The organism is Haemophilus influenzae, from assembly GCF_900475755.1.
GTDB lineage: Bacteria > Pseudomonadota > Gammaproteobacteria > Enterobacterales > Pasteurellaceae > Haemophilus > Haemophilus influenzae_D.
Genome location: NZ_LS483411.1, coordinates 1,307,156 through 1,326,948, shown reverse-complemented (window position 1 = coordinate 1,326,948; position 19,793 = coordinate 1,307,156). Strand labels below are relative to the sequence as shown.

The following is a 19,793-nucleotide window of genomic DNA, read 5'->3' as shown; positions in this document are numbered from 1 at the left end:
TAAGATAACCGCACTTTATTAATGTCAAGTGCCTGGTTTTGTATAAAGTGCGGTATAAAATAAAGAGATTTTATTGTTTTAGCTCTGTTTTCCATTGACTTTTAATGGTAGCTACCACATCAGCAGGAATTGGCACATAATCTAATTCAGTTGCCGCATCTTGCCCTCTTGAGAATGCCCAATCAAAAAAGGCTAATACATTTTTAGTTGTTTCAGGATTGTCAGAATATTTATTTAATAAAATAAAACTCGCTGCCGTAATTGGCCAAGATTTTTCCCCCGTTTCATTGGTTAATATAACACCCATTCCCGCCTTTTCGTGCCATTTTGCGTGACTTGCAGCTGCCATGAAACTTTCATTAGAAGGCTGTACAAATTGCCCTGCTTGATTTTGTAATGAAATCCAAGCAAGCTGATTTTGTTTGGCATAGGCATACTCTACATAACCAATGGAGTATTTCATTTGGCGAACATAAGAAGCAATTCCCTCATTCCCCTTTCCACCTTGACCTGTTAACCACTTCACTGATTTACCTTCACCAACTTGATTTTTCCAATCGTTCGAAATTTTAGATAGATAATTAGTGAAGCCAAATGTTGTTCCAGAGCCGTCTGAACGATGAATCACAATAATGTTTTTATTTGGTAAAGGAAGCGTTGGATTTAATGCAACTAAGGCAGGATCGTTCCATTTTTTAATCTTACCAAGGAAGATTTCTGCTAACAGCTTACCTGATAACTTTAATTTACCAGATTTAATTTCAGGCAAATTAACAACAGGCACTATACCACCGATAACCGCAGGGAATTGGACTAGTTGGTGTTGTTGTAATAATTCGGATTTCATTGGATCGTCAGAGGCACCAAAATCAACCGTTTTTGCAATAATTTGCTGTTGTCCGCCGCCCGAACCGATGGATTGATAATTAACTTTATTCCCAGTTTCTTTCTCATATAAAGATGCCCACTTCGCATAAATTGGATAAGGGAAAGACGCTCCAGCACCAGTGATGCTATTAGCTTGAGCAAAAGGTAACGTACCTAAGGTTAAAACGATAATAAGATTTTTTTTCATTTTATGCATAAACATAACAAATTCTCCTTGAGTGTTATTTAGATTGCGTAGCGAAGTGTAGAAAATAATTGTGACAGTTTGATGACAATATGAAAAATTTTAAATGGATAATCAAAAGAAAGTAGTTATAAGAAATTTCCACATCTGAAAAGTTACAAGCAATTCGGATGTAATAGAGTTTTTGGCGTTTACCGCAGCCATTATTTATCGTTAAAGAATTTGGTTTTATCACCTTTCAATGTCATTTTCTACACTCAGATTTGACACAGTGAAAACTCAGCAAAATGATTATACACAGCCGAAACTTAATGAATGATGCCTTTTACTTTGTGTCAATCTGCTGGATTTTTGCCTAAAGTTTCAGGATCGTATGTACAATAAGAAATAAATTTTGCAAACCAAAGCTAAATAGGACTTTGCGTGACAGATATGCAAATAGTTATTGGGCTTAGGCTGAAAATGGGTATGAACTCTTTCATGCTTACTCGATAATCTAAATTTTCATCCAAATCTAAGGAGGAAAATAAAGGCATATCTAATACTAATTTAAAATTTGTTAGTTTCATTGTGACAACGTCATATTTAATTTATATATCATTATGTAAATGATAATAATTGTTTTTTATTTTTCTTTTTAAAATTAATGAGTTATATAAAATTTTTTTGATAAAAAACTTGCAATTATCATTTGTGAATTTAAAATGATTGCCGCAAATTACGCTTTATTGCATTTTATCAATCAAAATGGAAAGGAATTAGTTATGCTTAATCAAATAATCATAAACAAGCTGAACGACCAAATTAATTTAGAGTTCTACTCTTCTAATGTTTACTTACAAATGAGTGCATGGTGTTCAAAACACGGTTATGAAGGTGCTGCTGCCTTCTTACTTCGTCATGCTGATGAAGAATTAGAACATATGCAAAAACTGTTTAATTACGTAAGTGAAACTAGCGGTATGCCTCTTTTAGGAAAAATTGATGCACCTAAACATGATTATTCTTCATTAAGAGAAGTTTTTGAAATAACTTTAGAACATGAAAAATTAGTCACTTCAAAAATCAATGAATTAGTTGAAGTTACTTTTGAAAGCAAAGACTACTCTGCTTTTAACTTTTTGCAGTGGTATGTAGCAGAACAGCATGAAGAAGAAAAATTATTTAGTGGAATTATTGATAGATTTAATCTTGTTGGCGAAGATGGCAAAGGATTATTCTTTATTGATCGTGAACTCGCAACTTTGGAATAGATAGGAGAAAATAATATGTTATCAGAAAATGTAGTAAAACTATTAAACGATCAAATGAATTTAGAGTTTTATTCTTCTAATTTATATTTACAAATGAGTGCTTGGTGCGATCAGCAAGGCTTTGAAGGCACGGCAAAATTCTTATCAGTTCATGCAGCTGAAGAAATGCAACATATGCGTAAATTATTTACTTATTTAAATGAAACTGGCTCACGTGCTGTAATTTCTGCAATTGAAGCACCTGCACATGAATATAAATCATTAAAAGAAGTAATTGAAACTACCTATGAGCATGAAAAATTAATTACCAGTAAAATCAATGAATTAGTAGGTAAAACCTTTGAAGAAAAAGACTACTCTGCATTTAATTTCTTACAATGGTATGTGGAAGAACAACATGAAGAAGAAAAATTATTTAGTAGTATTTTAGATAAATTAAATCTTCTTGGAGAAGATGGCAAAAGCTTGTTCTTAATCGATAAGGATTTAGGTAATCTCGCTACCAAAGCCTAATTATAGATGATCAAATCTGGCAGAGCTTTTATTTAAAATAATGTGTCTGCCAGATTATTTTAATTCCAAATTTTCTAAAAATATTTTCTATTAGATAATTACAGAGCGTAATCTTTATTTCCAATCTTATCAAAACATATTGCTTGCCTTATCGTCGTGTTTTTCCTCAAAAATCTTTGTCAGATGAAGATAACAATAATATTTCTGCAAAAATATTAGAAGTGATAAATCAGCAAAATATAGAATATTATGGAGGTCGCCCTTGGGCAAAGGAATAAAAAACACATTTTTTAATCAAAAAACATAAAAAATTAAAATCAGGCTTGACTTATTCCTTTTGCACTAGTTTAATAGTACAAAATTTCCAAAAGGATAAATAAATATGAATATTCAAGCTCAAGCCTTTATTGCAGTGACAGCGCAACCCATTCCCTATTATGCTGACACCACAGCTATTTTTAATACACTTTGCCAACCTAATTCAAATTCTCTTCTGCTCGACTCTGCCGAAATCGGGAGTAAAAACAGTTTACAAAGCCTTATCTTAGTCAATGCTGCGGTTAAAATAACGTGCTTAGGTCACAACGTCACATTTAAAGCATTAAATGAGAATGGAAAACAAGTTTTAAAAGAAATTTATCCAAAATTAACCGCACTTGGGAAAGTAAGTGCGGTCAATTTTGAAGAAGAATTTTCTATACAATTTTCGCCACTTGATAATCAACTCGATGAAGATAGCAAATTACAATCTGCCACTATTTTTGATGGACTACGTGTTGTTTCTACTTTTTATCAACATAGCCAAACGCCTATTTTCTTAGGTGGATTATTTGCTTACGATCTCGTCGCAAATTTCATTCCAATGGATGGCATTACATTACAACATGATGGTATCAACTGCCCTGATTACAGTTTCTATCTTGCCGAACACCTCATCACCATCGATCATCAAAATCAACAAGCAACACTCAAAAGTTTCTGTTTTGCTCAAGAAGAACAAGTCAATATTGCGAAAACCTCACTTTCTATCGCGCAAAAACTAAAAAATATTGATAACGTTCTTTCTATTAAAGCGGCAAGTGACGAAGTTAAAACAAACTTTGAAGATCCTGAATTTAAGGGCATTGTGAAAGCCTTAAAATACCACATTAATATTGGCGATGTTTTCCAAATTGTGCCTTCTCGCCGTTTCTCCCTTGCTTGCCCGAATACATTAGCCAGTTACACTCAACTCAAACAAAATAATCCAAGCCCTTATATGTTCTATATGAATGATGAAGACTTTATTTTGTTTGGTGCATCGCCAGAAAGTGCGCTGAAATATTCGCCAGAAAATCGTCAGTTAGAAATTTACCCCATCGCAGGTTCACGCCCTCGTGGTTTTGACGCTCACGGCAATATCGATCCTGAATTGGATGCTCGTTTAGAACTAGAACTTCGCCTTGATCATAAAGAACAAGCGGAACATTTAATGTTGGTTGATTTAGCCCGTAATGATATTGCTCGAGTTTGCCAAAGCGGTACCCGTAAAGTGGCTGAATTAATGCAAGTGGATCGTTATTCTCACATTATGCATTTGGTCTCTCGTGTGATGGGTAAATTACGCCCTGAGTTAGATGCACTTCATGCCTATCAAGCCTGTATGAATATGGGTACATTAACTGGTGCGCCCAAAATTAAAGCAATGCAGCTTATTTATCAATTTGAGCAACAAAAACGCCATAGTTACGGTGGTGCGGTGGGTTATCTCACGTCCGATGGACATTTTGATACCTGTATCGTGATCCGTTCTGCTTTTGTACAAAATGGGATAGCCCATGTACAAGCGGGTTGCGGAGAAGTATTGGATTCTGATCCACAAATGGAAGCCGATGAAACACGCCACAAAGCCGCAGCTGTCTTAAAAGCAATTCGTCAAGTTAATACACAAGCAAAATAAGGAAGAATTTTATGGCTAATATTTTATTTTTAGATAACTTCGATTCCTTCACTTACAATCTTGTAGATCAATTTCGTGTGTTAGGTCACAACGTCACAATTTACCGCAATGATTGTGATTTAGAAAAACTGATAGAAACCGCACTTAATACACCTGATACCATTCTTGCGCTTTCTCCTGGGCCAGGAACGCCATCAGAAGCAGGGATTTTACTGCCATTGATCGAACGTTTAAAAAATCAAGTACCGATTATTGGAATTTGTTTAGGGCATCAAGCGTTGATTCAAGCTTTTGGTGGTAACGTTGTTCATGCTGGCGAAGTATTGCATGGTAAAGTTTCTCGTATCACCCATGATAACGAAGCCATGTTTAAAGATCTTGCTAATCCAATGCCTGTGGCGCGTTATCATTCTTTAATGGGACAAAATTTACCACAAGAATTTGTCGTCAATGCGGAATATAATGGCATTATTATGGCAATTCGTCATCGTGATTTACCCATTTGCGCATTTCAATTCCATCCTGAGAGTATTTTAACTGTGCAAGGTTCACAATTATTACAACAATCAATTGAATGGTTGTTAAATAGATAAGACAGAAAAAAGTGCGGTAATTTTTAACCGCACTTTAAAGGAGAAAAAATGATCACTGTATTCGGACTTAAATCCAAACTTTCACCACGTCGTGAAAAACTTGCGGAAGTAATTTATAACAGTCTTCATCTCGGCTTAGACATTCCAAAAGGCAAACACGCGATTCGTTTTTTGTGCTTAGAAAAAGAGGATTTTTACTACCCTTTTGACCGCAGCGATGATTACACGGTCATCGAAATTAACCTGATGGCTGGTCGTATGGAAGGTACGAAAAAACGCTTGATAAAAATGCTATTTAGCGAATTAGAGTACAAACTCGGTATTCGAGCCCACGATGTGGAGATTACGATTAAAGAACAATCTGCGCATTGCTGGGGCTTCCGCGGCATGACAGGCGATGAGGCGCGCGATTTAGATTACGATATTTATGTTTAATAAAATATAGAAAATTAACAAATACATATATAAAGAAAAACAGGAATAGACTATGCAACACGAACAACTTTTAGAACAACTTTACAACGGACAAATACTCAATAAAGCAGAAAGTGCGGTCATTTTTAATGCTATTATGCAAGGAGAACTCAATAACGAACAAATTGCAGCTATGCTGATTGCGTTAAAAGTACGTGGTGTCAGCATTGATGAATTAAGTGGTGCGGTATCAGCATCCTTACAAAATGCTAAAGCATTTCCATATCCAGACTACCCTTTTGCGGATATTGTAGGAACAGGAGGCGATGGTCAAAACACTATTAATATTTCTACAGCTAGTGCCATTGTTGCAGCATCAATGGGAGCAAAGGTAGCAAAACATGGCAATCGTAGCGTATCAAGTAAATCAGGTGCCAGTGATGTATTAACGGCACTTGGCGTTAATGTGAACGTCACACCAGAGCAAGCTCAACAAGCATTAGATGAAATTGGTGTCTGCTTTTTATTTGCTCAACAATATCATTCTGGTTTCCGCCATGTTGCGCCAGTCCGTGCATCTTTAAAAACGTGCACTATCTTTAATATTTTAGGGCCGCTTATCAATCCTGCTCGCCCAACTTATCATTTACTTGGCGTATATGTGCCTGAATTAGTGAAAACCTATGCTGAAACCGCAGTCGCCTTAGGGCATCAACATTCCTTTGTTGTACATGGTTCTGGCTTAGATGAAGTCGCATTGCACGGTGAAACGCAAGTGGCAGAAATTAAAAATGGCAAAATTGAATATTTCACTTTAACGCCTGAAGATTTTGGCTTAAAAACGCAATCTCTCGAAAGCCTTCGTGGGGGGGAACCGCAAGAAAATGCCCAAATGCTCACCGCACTTTTACAAGGCAAAGGAAAAGCTGAACACGTAAATGCTGTGGCGGCAAATACGGCATTATTATTGAAATTATTCGGGCATGATGACTTAAAACAAAATGTGCAAAGTGTATTGGTGCATCTTGCATCAGGTAAAGCGTTTGAAACGCTACAAAACTTAACGAAATATTAATGTTGCGATAACTACAACTAGAAGAAAACTATGATTACCCAAGATTTCACAAAACCGATTGACTCTGCTACGGTGCTACAAAAAATCGTCTTAGACAAAGTGCAATGGGTTAAAGCAAAAGAAAAAGAATTTCCCCTTTCTCAGTTTAAACAAAACATTCAAAAATCTGACCGCTCTTTTTATGATGCGTTAGCAAAAGGTACGCATCAAAAGCCTGCCTATATTTTGGAATGTAAAAAAGCCTCCCCTTCCAAGGGATTAATTCGTGCTGAATTTAATTTGGAAGAAATTGCCAATGTGTATAAACATTATGCCTCTGCTGTATCTGTGCTGACAGATGAAAAATACTTCCAAGGGAATTTTGAGTTCTTGCCTTTAGTTCGCGATATCGTGAACCAACCTGTTCTTTGCAAAGATTTTATGATCAGCGAATATCAGGTTTACCTTGCTCGCTACTATCAAGCTGATGCGATTTTATTAATGCTTTCCGTGGTAAATGATGAAACTTATCGTGTGCTGGCAGATCTTGCACATTCTCTTGGCATGGGAGTATTGACAGAAACCAGCAATGAACAAGAATTTGAACGCGCCCTTGCGCTTGGTGCGAAAATTATTGGTGTCAATAATCGTAACTTGCACGATTTAACTGTGGATTTAAATCGTGTTGTTGAACTCACTGAAAAATTCTCAGATCGTATCCCTGCTGATGTACGTATTATTAGCGAATCAGGCATTTACAATCACAAGCAAATTCATCAATTACAAAAAGTGGCACATGGTTTCTTAATTGGGAGCAGCTTAATGGGCAACCAAGATTTGAATAATGCGGTTCGCTCAGTGATTTTTGGAGAAAATAAAGTATGTGGTTTAACACGCGCGCAAGATGTCAAAATCGTTTACGAAAACGGCTCACTTTACGGCGGATTAATCTTCGTAGAACATTCAAAACGTTGTGTGAGTTTACGTCAAGCGCAAGAATTAGTAACCGCTGCTCCACTTCGATTTGTTGGTGTTTTTCAGAATCAAGAAATTGACTTTATCGTAAAAATAGCCAACCAGTTACAGCTTTATGCGGTGCAATTACATGGTGCAGAAAATGAGGCATTTATTACCGCACTTCGTCAGCAGCTACCAAAAAACACGCAAATCTGGAAAGCGATTTCTGTCAATACTGAAACCCAAAGTGCGGTCGATTTTACTGATGATTTGAATGTGGATCGTTATATTTTTGACAGCCAAACAGCCAACCAGCAAGGTGGCACAGGAAAAACCTTTGATTGGTCATTAATTCCCGAACATCTTAAGCACAAGATTATTTTAGCTGGAGGCATCTCGCCAAACAATGTGAAACAAGCCATTCAACAAAATTGCTTAGGCTTGGATCTTAATTCGGGAGTGGAAAGCTCTGTAGGCGTAAAAGATCAAGAAAAAGTGCGGTTAGTTTTTAATAATATTTATTAATTTTAATAACATAGAAATCACTAAATAACCCGAAATGAGCAACTGTTGATCCAGATCGTAATAATTTATTCTACCTAATAGTAAAATAAATCTATATTTCAGCTTAAATGCCAATAGGAATAAAAATATTATGTGTTTAGGCGTTCCGGGTCAAATTGTCAAAATTGATGAAAATTATCTTCAACTTGCCACAGTGGATGTATGTAGCGTACAACGTGAAGTAAATATTTAACTAGTTTGCACGGGAAATTCAGCCGATTTACTTGGCAAATGGGTGCTTGTTCATGTGGGCTTTGCAATGAGTGTTATTGATGAAGATGAAGCTAAGAAAACCCAAGAGGCTCTGATCACAATGAGCCAACTCGAACATGAAGTTGGAGATTTTTTAGGATTAAATCAGAAATAAAAAAGTAGGCATAATGCCTACTTTTTATATTTAGCTATAACCCCTCAATCGCTTTATACTGCTCTTGGATTTTTTCTAATCCAGATTGGTATTCCGCTTGTTTTTCGCGTTCTTTCGCAATCACTGCTTCAGGTGCTTTAGCCACAAAAGCTTCATTGCTAAGTTTATTCTCGATGCGTTTAACTTCGTTTTGATATTTTTCAATCTCTTTGGTTAAACGTGCAAGCTCAGCTTCTTTATTGATAAACCCAGCCATTGGCACGAGTAATTCAGCATTGCCCACGAGTTTCGCTACCGCAAGCGGTGCGGTTTCATTTGCCGCTAACACTTGAACGTTGTCTAACTTCGCCATGGCTTTTAAAAGAGCGGTCTGTTTTTCAAGAATTTTTGCATTCTCTGCACTTAAATTACGGAATAACAGATCTAAACCTTTGCTTGGTGCGATGTTGCTTTCTGCACGGATATTACGCACCGCAACAATCACTTCCTTTAACCACTCAATTTCAGATTCTGCTTCTGGGTCAAAAGCACTCTCTTCCACTTTCGGGAAAGTTTGCAACATAATGCTGTCACCCGTAATGCCGACAAATCCTTTCACTTTTTGCCAAATTTCTTCGGTAATAAATGGAATCAGCGGATGCGCTAAACGTAATAATTTTTCTAATACGTGAACCAAAGTTTGGCTTGCTGCACGAATTTGTGCTGCATTACCGTTGGCAAATACTGGTTTAGTCAATTCTAAATACCAGTCGCAGAATTGATTCCAGGTAAATTCATAAATCGCATTGGCACAAAGGTCAAAACGATATTGGCTTAATGAATTACGGAAAGTTTCAACTGTGCGATTGAATTCCGATTGAATCCAACGATCCGCCAATGAGAACTCGATCTCGCCTTCGCTTAAATCTAATTTGTCATTCGTTAATACGAAACGGCTTGCATTCCATAATTTATTACAGAAGTTGCGGTAGCCTTCTAAACGTTTCATATCCCAGTTGATATCACGACCGTTTGAAGCCAACGCAGCTAATGTGAAACGCAATGCGTCTGTACCGTGAGCAGCAATACCGTCCGTAAATTCTTTACGGGTTGCTTTGGCAATTTTCTCTGCCAATTGCGGCTGCATCATGTTGCCAGTGCGTTTTTCAAGTAAATCTTCAAGGCTAATACCGTCAATCATATCGATTGGATCAAGCACGTTACCTTTCGATTTCGACATTTTTTGACCTTGCTCATCACGAATCAAGCCTGTTACATACACAGTTTTAAATGGCACTTGTGGTTTGCCGTTTTCATCTTTCACAAAGTGCATCGTAAACATAATCATACGTGCAACCCAGAAGAAGATGATGTCGAAGCCAGTGATTAACACATCCGTTGGATGGAACATTTTGAGCTCTTTAGTTTGCTCTGGCCAGCCTAAAGTTGAGAATGTCCATAAGCCTGAGGAGAACCACGTATCTAACACGTCTTCATCTTGGCGTAATGCAAGATCTGTCGGTAAGTTGTGTTTTGCACGCACTTCTTCTTCGTTACGTGCTACGTACACATTACCTGCTTCGTCATACCATGCGGGAATACGGTGTCCCCACCAAAGTTGGCGAGAGATACACCAATCTTGAATATCACGCATCCAAGAGAAGTAAAGGTTTTCATATTGTTTTGGCACGAATTGGATTTCGCCATCTTCCACCGCTTTAATCGCTACATCAGCAAGCGGTTTCACGCTCACATACCATTGGTCGGTTAACATCGGCTCAATTGGCACGCCGCCACGGTCACCATAAGGCACTTTCAAATCGTGCGGTTTGATTTCGTCTAATAAGCCAAGCGCTTCAAAATCTGCCACGATTTTCTTACGTGCAGCGAAACGCTCTAAGCCACGGTAATCCGCAGGAATAGTCGCTTCATAGCCAGCAAGTGGTTTGCCGTCAGTACCGATAATTTCCGCTTCATCACGAATATCTGCGTTTAAGGTTAATACATTGACCATCAGCAAGCTGTGACGTTTACCCACTTCGTAGTCGTTAAAGTCGTGCGCAGGAGTAATTTTCACCACACCAGTACCGAATTCACGATCCACATATTCATCCGCAATAATCGGAATTTCACGGTTTGCAAGCGGTAGAATTACCGTCTTACCTTGCAAATCTTTGTAGCGTTCATCTTCAGGATGCACAGCCACCGCCGTATCGCCCAACATAGTTTCTGGACGCGTAGTTGCGACCACTAAATAATCTTTACCATCTGCCGTTTTTGCACCGTTTGCTAACGGATAGCGGAAATGCCAAAGGGAGCCTTTGCTCTCTTTATTTTCCACTTCTAAATCAGAAATCGCGGTGTGAAGTTTTGGGTCCCAGTTTACTAAGCGTTTGCCACGGTAAATCAAACCTTCTTCGTGCAAACGAACAAACACTTCTTTTACCGCATTGGATAACCCCTCGTCCATAGTGAAACGCTCACGTTCCCAGTCGATTGAGTTACCTAAACGACGCATTTGTTGGCTGATTGTGCCACCTGAATAGGCTTTCCAATCCCAAATTTTGTTGATGAATGCTTCACGGCCATAATCGTGGCGAGTTTTGCCTTCTTCTGCAGCAATTTTACGCTCTACCACCATTTGGGTTGCAATACCCGCGTGGTCTGTCCCCGCTTGCCATAAGGTGTTATGTCCTTCCATACGGTTAAAACGGATTAAGGTATCCATTAAGGTTTGTTGGAAAGCATGCCCCATGTGTAAAGAACCTGTTACGTTCGGTGGCGGAATCGCAATACAATAGCTCGGCACGTTTTCATTTTCAGACGGTTTAAAATAACCGCTCTCTTCCCAATGTTGATAAAGGGCTTGTTCTACCGCAGACGGATTAAAACGGTCTGCCATTTCAAATTTTTGTGTCATTGTTGTTCTCTCATTAACAAAAAGATCTAATAATCTTCTCTTATTTCTGAAACATATATTTTTTCTTTATTAGATTTCCAACTTAATTTTCTCATTAACTTAGAACTAACTAACTCTTTAGCCCATTGATTTCCATCTAATACATCCAGTAAATATAAAATATCAAAAACAAATTGTGACATCTCATATATTACCAATATTCTCTGGCAACTTTCCTGTGTGGGCTATTTTGTTTCTAACTTCTATTATGTCCTTTATTTGTTTAGTTAGTGACTTCAGTTCTTTTTGAAACTCAATCGCTCTACCACATTTCTCATACAATAGTGGTATATAATTCTTAAAAATCTTATCTATTGGTGGTGATGGAAGATTTTCTAGTAACCACTCAGTATCTGGAGATAATTTACTTATATGTGTTTTAATTCCAGTTTCTAATGCAGAGGTCATCATCAATATTGCACTTCTTGGGTAATGCTCAATAAGAACTGTAGCCTCTCTTGCTAATATATGACCTAATGGAATCTTTAAGTTTTTTCCCCAACTTTCAGAAAGAACTTTTCCATCTTGCTCTTCCCATGTAATGTCATTACTTAAAAATACTGGAAATTCTTGCTGATTCAAATTCCTTGGAACTATAAAAAAGTTATCTTTACCTTTTTCTCCCCAATATAAAGTTCCTTTATCAAAGGATGCATTAACATGAATCCCGTGATTCCAAGTAATCAATCCTAATAAATCATTCATCTTATTATATAATTCTGTTTCAGCAGAATTAATTAACTCCTGAATATCATCAGGACACATAAATCTCTTTAGACTAAATCCTTTCTGACAATATCCCTTGTCATCGATTACACATTTATTCGGATCAACATTGCTGTATAAAGGTAAAGTTATAGTACTAGATGTAGTGGTTACTCTCTTATCTCTAATATAATTGATAATAAAATCATACTGTTCTTGATGTACTTCATATTTTGCTATTATCTGAGATATTAACCCATGCGAATATCCCTGAGCATCCTCATCAGGCTTTGATGGATTTAAGGAAAACCATAATGAATCATTTAATCTAAAACTTAAGCCTTCTGGCTTATGAGGATTAAACAATATGGAATCTACATTTATCTTAAATAGAAAATATATAGGAAATAAATTTTCTTCTGGATTATTAATCATACAATTTGGTTATTCACAAATATAATCTAAAGTTTAAGACGAAGAAGTTCTTTTCCTTTGGATAAATCCCCCGAATCACCTCTTTCAATTCTTCCAATCCCATATTTTCCTGCTTCGCATGTTGTTCCGTCAGCTCGTCAAGAGTAATCGGCGATACACTTAGCACTTCAATGGTGCAGAAATATTGATTATCTTCAAATCGACCAACACGTAGAATATCGCCCGCTTTAAAATAGCTTTCAGATTTATCCCGAATGGTAATCGTTTTACGCCCGGCGAGAATGTCGGCTTCAAAGCGTTGATAAAAGGTAATGTCATTCATTTATTAACCCACGTTTTCAGTAGAAAGATTCCAACCTTGCAGACGTAATTGTTTATAACGTTCTCGAGCTTGTGTTTTTAAGACATCATCTTTCGGTACAAAATCAATAAGTTGGGTAAAACTATGGCTAAAATCTGGGATTTCTTGTTGCAAATTAATTAGCACATCACGGCGTTGTAAATTTCGTTTCCCAAGCCATGAAATCTCAATCGGTGTAGGATATTGTGTGGCTTCCCCCGATAAATTATGCGGTACAAATTCATTAGGATCTCGTTGCCACAAAAGTTCATCAATTTCTAATGCTTGGCTCTCACTTTCGCAACTAATTAGTACTTTTTTCCCTGAACGCCATATTGAGGCAGCAAGATTACAGGCTATTTCTTCGACAGTTAAAGTACAATTTTCAGTAAGAATATAAAATTGTGCATTTTTTGCCATTTTTTGCCCCGTTATTTTCTCAATCTAGCCCCATACAAAGTTGAGGATTTTAACGAAAAAACCTTGGAAGATAAATAATTAAATAGATATTATTAAAAATGTCTGAAAATCCACCGCACTTTTATGATCTATGTCACAAAACTGATTTTTAACGTTTTTGTTACGTTCCACTCATAACTCGGAAGTGTTAAAATCAATTCAGTTTTAATTTTCATTCAATTCATAGGAGTACAGGATGGCATTTCGTATTGAAAAAGACACAATGGGTGAAGTTCAAGTTCCAGCAGATAAATATTGGGCTGCACAAACTGAACGTTCACGCAATAACTTTAAAATCGGTCCTGCCGCATCAATGCCACATGAAATTATCGAAGCTTTTGGCTATTTGAAAAAAGCAGCTGCATTTGCTAATCATGATTTGGGTGTATTACCTCTTGAAAAACGTGATTTAATTGCTCAAGCTTGTGACGAAATTTTAGCAAATAAATTAGACAATCAATTCCCACTCGTTATTTGGCAAACCGGTTCTGGTACACAATCCAATATGAATGTGAACGAAGTGGTTGCAAATCGTGCGCATGTGCTAAACGGTGGAAAATTAGGCGAAAAATCAATCATTCATCCAAATGATGATGTGAATAAATCACAATCCTCAAACGATACTTTCCCAACAGCAATGCACATTGCGGCATATAAAAAAGTAGTTGAACATACCATTCCTTGTGTTGAACGTTTACAAAAAACTTTTGCAGCAAAATCTGAAGCCTTCAAAAACGTGGTAAAAATTGGCCGCACTCACTTAATGGATGCAACGCCACTCACATTAGGTCAAGAATTTTCAGCTTATGCTGCTCAATTAGATTTCGGTTTAAAAGCATTAAAAAATACTCTTCCACATTTAAGTCAATTAGCGTTGGGTGGCACTGCGGTTGGTACAGGTTTGAACACGCCGAAAGGCTATGATGTGAAAGTGGCAGATTACATTGCGAAATTCACAGCTCTCCCTTTTGTTACTGCAGATAATAAATTTGAAGCATTAGCAGCACACGATGCGATTGTTGAAACTCACGGTGCATTACGTCAATTAGCAATGAGTTTATTTAAAATTGCGAACGATATTCGTCTATCAGCATCAGGCCCTCGTTCAGGAATTGGCGAAATTTTAATTCCTGAAAATGAACCGGGTTCTTCAATTATGCCGGGTAAAGTAAATCCAACTCAATGTGAAGCGATGACAATGGTTTGCGCACAAGTATTTGGTAATGACACCACCATCGCATTTGTGGGTTCGCAAGGTCACTTCCAATTAAATGTGTTCAACCCTGTGATGATTGCAAACTTCTTACAATCCGCTCAATTATTGGGCGATGCTTGCGTATCTTTCGATGAACACTGTGCAGTGGGTATTGAACCAAACTATCCACGCATTAAACAACAACTTGAAAATTCATTAATGTTGGTGACCGCACTTAATACGCATATCGGTTATGAAAACGCGGCTAAAATTGCAAAAACTGCGCACAAAAATGGCACAACATTGCGTGAAGAGGCGATTAATTTAGGCTTAGTTTCTGCCGAAGATTTTGATAAATGGGTTCGCCCTGAAGATATGGTGGGTAGCTTAAAATAATCCACCGCACAAATTAACATCAGTAATATTAAAGGCGAGTAAAATTACTCGCCTTTTTACTCGTTTATCATTTGTTTTTTGATGCGGTTTGTTATAATCAACACAATTTTATTCACGGCAATTTATTATGAAAATGAAATCCCTTTTTGTGGCAATGATAACGTTTTTTTCTACCGCACCTTTTGCCCATTGGCAACCTATCGGAAATGCCGAATATACTTGGGGGCCGTTCCATGTTTATACCATTGGTTTATTTTCCGAAACTGGCACTTATCAAGAAAATGAACGTCCATTAATGCTCTCGTTCAAATATGAAAAACCCATTGAAGGAAAAAATTTTGCGATTACGCTCATTAAAGAAATCGAAACCTTAAAACTTAATGATGGCGATACTCAAAGCTGGCTAAAAGAAATGCAAGAGACCTTTCCTGATTTTTCCCCAAACGATATATTGAACTATATTGCTTTACCCGATAAAGGTTACTTTGTATTAAATGATACAGTTTTGGAACACGATTTTGATGCTAAATTTAATCAAGCATTTATCGGCATTTGGCTTGCACCGAATAGCACTTTTGTAAAACTTCAGCCACAATTATTAGGCAAAACGAAAAGCAATCATGAAGCGGCTGAATTTTATCTCAAACCTAAAAGTGAATCCTTTGATGAACAAGAGTCAATGCCTGAGTTGCCGCCACATTATTTATTAGATAGTCAAAAAAACTCTCAAAGCTAAAATTTATCTTTCATCCATCTGTTAAAACGTAAAAAATACCTGTTTCCAAATAAATTTTATAATTTAGCTTTTCAAGGAAACAGGTATTTATACATTATGGCTTGTTAAAATTTTTCCCAAACTGGGATAACGCCCCCAACTAAATCTAAATTTTTTCCTAACTCAATCCAGCCACAAGGGAAATGAAAATCGGAGCCAACGGATCCCAGCAGATCAAATTCTTTTGCCCAACGAGCAAGCATTTGACGTTGATCTTTTGTCTGACCACAATCCGCCATTTCCATGCCATCACCGCCCCAAGCCTTAAAATCGGTTATCAGCTTACGCACCCATTTCCCCGTCATGTTATAACGTAACGGATGGGCAATAACGGCTATACCGCCTGCGGCATGGATTATATCAATCGCCGTGGGAATATCTGTCCATTCTGCTTTGACAAATGCTGGTTTTCCTTGCCCTAAATAGCGTTTAAAGGCCTGACCATCATTAGATACCTTACCAATCTGCACCAAATAACGCGCGTAATGAGCACGCGTCACTTCGCCATTGGCTAAAGCTTTCGCACCTTCATAAGCATTAGGAATACCTGCTTTTTCTAATTTATCGCCAATTTCCACCGCTCTTTTTTCACGTAATGCTTTTTGGCTTTGCAAAAGTGCGGTCATTTTGGGATGAGTTTTATCGAAGTTTAATCCTACAATATGGATCCCTCGCCCTTCCCAATTTGTGGAAATTTCTACTCCAGTAATTAATTCAATGCCTACTTCTTTAGCTGCTATCTGTGCTTCATCAATACCTGCAATCGTATCGTGATCGCATAATGCCAACACGTTCACGCCTTGCGCATAAGCACGCTGGACTAATTCAGTTGGACTTAATACCCCATCTGATGCGGTGCTGTGACAATGTAAGTCGTATTTTTTTGTCATTATTTAATATTTTTTACTAAATCTTTTACTAATTTTGGACCGTGATAAATCAATCCTGAATAAACTTGTAACAACTCGGCACCAGCCTCAATTTTCTCTTGCGCATTTTGCAAACCATCAATGCCACCGCTACCAATAATGGGAATCTGACCTTTCAGTTCTTGATGTAATCGCTTAATAATCTCCGTGCTTTTATGCTGTAACGGCTTTCCACTTAATCCGCCTTGCTGCTCCGCATTTTTCATCCCCATAACCGTATCACGAGAAACCGTGGTATTCGTTGCAATAACACCATCCATTTTATGACGAACTAACGTATCCGCAATTTGCACTAATTCACTTTCCGTTAAATCTGGTGCAATTTTTACCGCAATCGGCACATATTTATTATATTGGTTTGCCAAAATAGCCTGACGATCCTTGATGCCTCGCAATAAGTCATCGAAATAATCACCATATTGTAACTGACGCAAATCTGGTGTATTGGGGGATGAAATATTCATCGTAATGTAACCTGCGTAGTTATAGGCTTTGTTCAAACAGAAAATATAATCATCCTTGCCTTGTTCCAAAGGCGTGAATTTATTTTTACCAATATTGATACCAATCACGCCTTGATAACGGGCGTTTTTCACATTTTCTATAAGATAGTCTATGCCATTATTATTAAAGCCATTACGGTTAATAATGCCTTCAGCTTCAATTAAACGAAACTGACGTGGCTTTACATTCCCATCTTGTGCAACGGGCGTAATAGTTCCTACTTCGAGAAAACCGAAACCCAATACACCGAAACCATCAATCGCATCACCATTTTTATCCGCCCCAGCCGCCAATCCAATAGGATTAGGAAAATTCACACCCATTACTGTTTTCGGAAAGCCTTTGGGTGCATGAATAAGAGATTTTAAGATCGGTTGAAATAAAGGATTACCAGCTAATTTCAAGCATTGAATCGTGAAATTATGAGCCTTTTCAGCATCCATTTGGAAAATGCCTTGACGGAATAATTGATACATACTCGTTTATCTCTCAGGATAGTTTACTGTAAGAAAGTGCGGTTAATTTTCACCGCACTTTAAGGGAAAGATTGTTCGTATTCTACGAGGAACACAGATGATGTGCAAATAATAAAGAAATATAGAAAGAATCAAGGGAAAATATTGCAAAATTAAGCTCTACACGAGCATTAATACATTTTAATTATGTATAAAAAAACCGCGATTAACACGGCTAGTTTTATTTTTATGGTGCCTAGGGTCGGACTCGAACCGACACGTTTATTCAACGGCGGATTTTGAATCTGCTGCGTCTACCAATTTCGCCACCCAGGCTTAATGGGTCGAATTATACGCATATATAAGAGTGTGACAAGCAAAATTTATTAGAAATAATCCATTTGTTTTAAAAATAAGCAAGAATTTTCTGTTTTCTAAAAATATCGCCAAACAAATGCAATAATTAAAATGCACAACATAATTAAAATTTGAGCTAAACGTTTTTTTGTTAATTTTTCAGCTGCCATAATGCTTTACTCTTCTTAATCTGACTAATTAGTGGTAGAATATTTGCGTTAGATCAATTTTACACTATTTTTTTTCAATATTTGAGGCGTACATGAAAAATTTCGTTGCAGAAGCTAAATCAGGGCGCAAAATTCAATCAGGCGGTTGTGCGATTCATTGTCAGGATTGCAGTATTAGTCAGCTTTGCATTCCTTTTACCTTAAATGAACAAGAATTAGATCAGCTTGATAATATCATAGAGAGAAAAAAACCGATTCAAAAGTCTCAAGTATTATTTAAAGCAGGAGATTCTCTCAATTCAATTTATGCTATTCGTTCTGGCACAATAAAAAGCTATACGATTAGTGAATCTGGCGAAGAACAAATTACTTCATTTCATTTGCCCGGTGACCTAGTTGGTTTTGATGCCATTACTCAAATGCAACACCCTAGTTTTGCACAAGCTCTAGAAACGGCTATGGTATGTGAAATTCCTTTTGATATTTTAGATGATTTGGCAGGAAAAATGCCAAAACTACGCCAGCAAATTTTACGTTTGATGAGCAGTGAAATTAAAAGTGATCAAGAGATGATTTTATTGCTATCTAAAATGAATGCAGAAGAACGTTTGGCTGCTTTTATTCATAATCTTTCTAAACGCTATTCTGCTCGAGGTTTTTCAGCAAAAGAATTTCGTTTAACGATGACACGTGGCGATATTGGCAATTACCTAGGTTTAACAGTAGAAACCATCAGCCGCTTATTAGGTCGCTTTCAAAAACTCGGTGTTATTAGCGTACAAGGCAAATATATTACAATCAATGATTTAAATGGTTTAATTGAATTAACTGGTACGAATAAAACAAAAATTACATTAGTTGAATAAATTTAAGGTGTGAGTATCACGCCTTTTTTTTATTTTTTATAAAATAAAGTTGTACATCAATTATACACTGCAGAAATAAAAATAACCCATTATAAATTAAAGAAATTTTTACAGAAAAAATTATTTTAATTTTTTGGCTGAAACTACTACGGTAACTACTACAAACTTGCTTGGTATACAGCCTGATACAACAAATCTATTTTATCATATAATTAGGCTTGTTTCTTTATTCTTGAATAATGTAAGTTTCAGTTTAACTTTAGTACATCAAAAAAACTGTTAAAATTTTGAAAAATAGTGTGATATTTAGGCTAATCTACTACAACCCCAAATTTTAAATTAATAAATTTAGGATAAAAATTATCCTACTCAAAATTCTATAAAACTTTATGTATAAGTAAATTAAAATCTAATTAAAAACTATATCTAAAAAATTGATAAACAATGACTATGAAATACTACCTGCCCGTACTGATTTTGGCTTAAAAATTTATGTAATTTTGTTTGTAACTAACACTCCAAAAAAATCTGCATCAAACTTGG

General features: G+C 36.7%; 18 protein-coding genes, 1 tRNA gene and 2 pseudogenes. 13 read left to right on the top strand and 8 right to left on the bottom strand.

The genetic code is table 11. The annotated features are described in order from the left end of the window. Positions 1–70 precede the first annotated feature (70 nt). Positions 71–1,075: a phosphate ABC transporter substrate-binding protein PstS gene (pstS, locus tag DQN24_RS06545; RefSeq protein ID WP_076773452.1), complete on the bottom strand. Its 1,005-nt coding sequence runs from the start codon at positions 1,073–1,075 to the stop codon at positions 71–73. A gap of 761 nt (positions 1,076–1,836) precedes the next feature. Between pstS and ftnA (DQN24_RS06540) the strand changes: the two genes are divergently transcribed. The 9 genes and pseudogenes from ftnA (DQN24_RS06540) to hybG all read left to right on the top strand — a co-directional run bounded on the left by ftnA (DQN24_RS06540) (position 1,837) and on the right by hybG (position 8,726). Then, positions 1,837–2,325, top strand: a complete 489-nt coding sequence (ftnA, locus tag DQN24_RS06540) for a non-heme ferritin (protein WP_041175333.1) — start codon at positions 1,837–1,839, stop codon at positions 2,323–2,325. A gap of 15 nt (positions 2,326–2,340) precedes the next feature. Beyond that, a complete protein-coding gene (gene ftnA / locus DQN24_RS06535) occupies positions 2,341–2,838 on the top strand; it encodes a non-heme ferritin (protein WP_105893032.1) in 498 nt (165 codons plus the stop codon). A 143-nt stretch (positions 2,839–2,981) separates the two neighbouring features. Beyond that, positions 2,982–3,116 (top strand): hypothetical protein, encoded by a 135-nt coding sequence (locus tag DQN24_RS09215; RefSeq protein WP_265578824.1) that lies wholly within the window; start codon positions 2,982–2,984, stop codon positions 3,114–3,116. 104 nt (positions 3,117–3,220) lie between these two features. Beyond that, positions 3,221–4,777 (top strand): anthranilate synthase component I, encoded by a 1,557-nt coding sequence (gene trpE, locus DQN24_RS06530; protein WP_111695565.1) that lies wholly within the window; start codon positions 3,221–3,223, stop codon positions 4,775–4,777. An 11-nt stretch (positions 4,778–4,788) separates the two neighbouring features. Continuing rightward, positions 4,789–5,370, top strand: a complete 582-nt coding sequence (locus tag DQN24_RS06525; RefSeq protein ID WP_050847113.1) for an aminodeoxychorismate/anthranilate synthase component II — start codon at positions 4,789–4,791, stop codon at positions 5,368–5,370. 48 nt (positions 5,371–5,418) lie between these two features. Then, the gene (locus DQN24_RS06520) at positions 5,419–5,805 is read left to right on the top strand and encodes a tautomerase family protein (RefSeq protein ID WP_111695564.1); all 387 of its coding nucleotides are present in this window, start codon (positions 5,419–5,421) and stop codon (positions 5,803–5,805) included. Positions 5,806–5,857: 52 nt separating this feature from the next. Continuing rightward, positions 5,858–6,859, top strand: a complete 1,002-nt coding sequence (gene trpD / locus DQN24_RS06515) for an anthranilate phosphoribosyltransferase (RefSeq protein ID WP_111695563.1) — start codon at positions 5,858–5,860, stop codon at positions 6,857–6,859. A gap of 30 nt (positions 6,860–6,889) precedes the next feature. Next, a complete protein-coding gene (trpCF, locus tag DQN24_RS06510) occupies positions 6,890–8,320 on the top strand; it encodes a bifunctional indole-3-glycerol-phosphate synthase TrpC/phosphoribosylanthranilate isomerase TrpF (protein WP_111695562.1) in 1,431 nt (476 codons plus the stop codon). A gap of 130 nt (positions 8,321–8,450) precedes the next feature. Beyond that, positions 8,451–8,726: pseudogene (gene hybG, locus DQN24_RS06505) on the top strand (hydrogenase maturation factor HybG). Between the two features lie 34 nt (positions 8,727–8,760). On the opposite strand, the gene valS reads toward hybG, so the two are convergent. From valS to DQN24_RS06485, 4 genes are all read right to left on the bottom strand, one after another. Next, positions 8,761–11,625 carry a valine--tRNA ligase gene (gene valS / locus DQN24_RS06500; protein WP_111695561.1) on the bottom strand — a complete coding sequence of 955 codons (2,865 nt, stop codon included), beginning with the start codon at positions 11,623–11,625 and terminating at the stop codon, positions 8,761–8,763. A 183-nt stretch (positions 11,626–11,808) separates the two neighbouring features. After that, on the bottom strand, positions 11,809–12,804 hold the full coding sequence (locus tag DQN24_RS06495) for a hypothetical protein (RefSeq protein WP_111695560.1): 996 nt from the start codon (positions 12,802–12,804) through the stop codon (positions 11,809–11,811). A gap of 13 nt (positions 12,805–12,817) precedes the next feature. After that, positions 12,818–13,126, bottom strand: a complete 309-nt coding sequence (gene yqfB / locus DQN24_RS06490; RefSeq protein ID WP_021035206.1) for a N(4)-acetylcytidine aminohydrolase — start codon at positions 13,124–13,126, stop codon at positions 12,818–12,820. Between the two features lie 3 nt (positions 13,127–13,129). Then, on the bottom strand, positions 13,130–13,564 hold the full coding sequence (locus DQN24_RS06485) for a DNA polymerase III subunit chi (protein ID WP_021035207.1): 435 nt from the start codon (positions 13,562–13,564) through the stop codon (positions 13,130–13,132). Between the two features lie 235 nt (positions 13,565–13,799). Between DQN24_RS06485 and fumC the strand changes: the two genes are divergently transcribed. Together fumC and DQN24_RS06475 are read left to right on the top strand one after the other, a co-directional pair. Then, positions 13,800–15,194 (top strand): class II fumarate hydratase, encoded by a 1,395-nt coding sequence (gene fumC, locus DQN24_RS06480; protein ID WP_021035208.1) that lies wholly within the window; start codon positions 13,800–13,802, stop codon positions 15,192–15,194. A gap of 127 nt (positions 15,195–15,321) precedes the next feature. Further along, positions 15,322–15,930 carry a chalcone isomerase family protein gene (locus DQN24_RS06475; protein ID WP_021035209.1) on the top strand — a complete coding sequence of 203 codons (609 nt, stop codon included), beginning with the start codon at positions 15,322–15,324 and terminating at the stop codon, positions 15,928–15,930. A 104-nt stretch (positions 15,931–16,034) separates the two neighbouring features. On the opposite strand, the gene rnm is transcribed toward DQN24_RS06475, so the two are convergent. From rnm to DQN24_RS06460, 3 genes are all read right to left on the bottom strand, one after another. After that, positions 16,035–16,859, bottom strand: a complete 825-nt coding sequence (rnm, locus tag DQN24_RS06470; protein WP_050949181.1) for an RNase RNM — start codon at positions 16,857–16,859, stop codon at positions 16,035–16,037. Further along, a complete protein-coding gene (gene pyrD / locus DQN24_RS06465; RefSeq protein ID WP_021035211.1) occupies positions 16,859–17,878 on the bottom strand; it encodes a quinone-dependent dihydroorotate dehydrogenase in 1,020 nt (339 codons plus the stop codon). The genes rnm and pyrD overlap by 1 nt, the downstream gene beginning before the upstream one ends. Before the next feature lie 229 nt (positions 17,879–18,107). Continuing rightward, positions 18,108–18,193: transfer RNA gene (locus DQN24_RS06460), tRNA-Leu, on the bottom strand. A gap of 283 nt (positions 18,194–18,476) precedes the next feature. Here DQN24_RS06460 and fnr point away from each other — a divergent pair. Together fnr and DQN24_RS09140 are read left to right on the top strand one after the other, a co-directional pair. Then, a complete protein-coding gene (gene fnr, locus DQN24_RS06455; protein WP_021035212.1) occupies positions 18,477–19,250 on the top strand; it encodes a fumarate/nitrate reduction transcriptional regulator Fnr in 774 nt (257 codons plus the stop codon). A gap of 75 nt (positions 19,251–19,325) precedes the next feature. Next, positions 19,326–19,473, top strand: a pseudogene (locus tag DQN24_RS09140) (IS1595 family transposase); the annotation flags it as partial. Between the last annotated feature and the right edge of the window lie 320 nt (positions 19,474–19,793).

What these genes read in the sequence shown, in the direction of transcription:
- fnr (WP_021035212.1), top strand. Translation starts at nt 18,477, where the DNA reads ATGAAAAATTTCGTTGCAGAAGCTAAATCAGGGCGCAAAATTCAATCA.
- trpCF (WP_111695562.1), top strand. Translation starts at nt 6,890, where the DNA reads ATGATTACCCAAGATTTCACAAAACCGATTGACTCTGCTACGGTGCTA.
- DQN24_RS06520 (WP_111695564.1), top strand. Translation starts at nt 5,419, where the DNA reads ATGATCACTGTATTCGGACTTAAATCCAAACTTTCACCACGTCGTGAA.
- pyrD (WP_021035211.1), bottom strand. Translation starts at nt 17,878, where the DNA reads ATGTATCAATTATTCCGTCAAGGCATTTTCCAAATGGATGCTGAAAAG.
- pstS (WP_076773452.1), bottom strand. Translation starts at nt 1,075, where the DNA reads ATGAAAAAAAATCTTATTATCGTTTTAACCTTAGGTACGTTACCTTTT.
- trpD (WP_111695563.1), top strand. Translation starts at nt 5,858, where the DNA reads ATGCAACACGAACAACTTTTAGAACAACTTTACAACGGACAAATACTC.
- ftnA (WP_041175333.1), top strand. Translation starts at nt 1,837, where the DNA reads ATGCTTAATCAAATAATCATAAACAAGCTGAACGACCAAATTAATTTA.
- valS (WP_111695561.1), bottom strand. Translation starts at nt 11,625, where the DNA reads ATGACACAAAAATTTGAAATGGCAGACCGTTTTAATCCGTCTGCGGTA.
- DQN24_RS06525 (WP_050847113.1), top strand. Translation starts at nt 4,789, where the DNA reads ATGGCTAATATTTTATTTTTAGATAACTTCGATTCCTTCACTTACAAT.
- yqfB (WP_021035206.1), bottom strand. Translation starts at nt 13,126, where the DNA reads ATGAATGACATTACCTTTTATCAACGCTTTGAAGCCGACATTCTCGCC.
- ftnA (WP_105893032.1), top strand. Translation starts at nt 2,341, where the DNA reads ATGTTATCAGAAAATGTAGTAAAACTATTAAACGATCAAATGAATTTA.
- fumC (WP_021035208.1), top strand. Translation starts at nt 13,800, where the DNA reads ATGGCATTTCGTATTGAAAAAGACACAATGGGTGAAGTTCAAGTTCCA.
- rnm (WP_050949181.1), bottom strand. Translation starts at nt 16,859, where the DNA reads ATGACAAAAAAATACGACTTACATTGTCACAGCACCGCATCAGATGGG.
- DQN24_RS06475 (WP_021035209.1), top strand. Translation starts at nt 15,322, where the DNA reads ATGAAAATGAAATCCCTTTTTGTGGCAATGATAACGTTTTTTTCTACC.
- trpE (WP_111695565.1), top strand. Translation starts at nt 3,221, where the DNA reads ATGAATATTCAAGCTCAAGCCTTTATTGCAGTGACAGCGCAACCCATT.
- DQN24_RS06495 (WP_111695560.1), bottom strand. Translation starts at nt 12,804, where the DNA reads ATGATTAATAATCCAGAAGAAAATTTATTTCCTATATATTTTCTATTT.
- DQN24_RS06485 (WP_021035207.1), bottom strand. Translation starts at nt 13,564, where the DNA reads ATGGCAAAAAATGCACAATTTTATATTCTTACTGAAAATTGTACTTTA.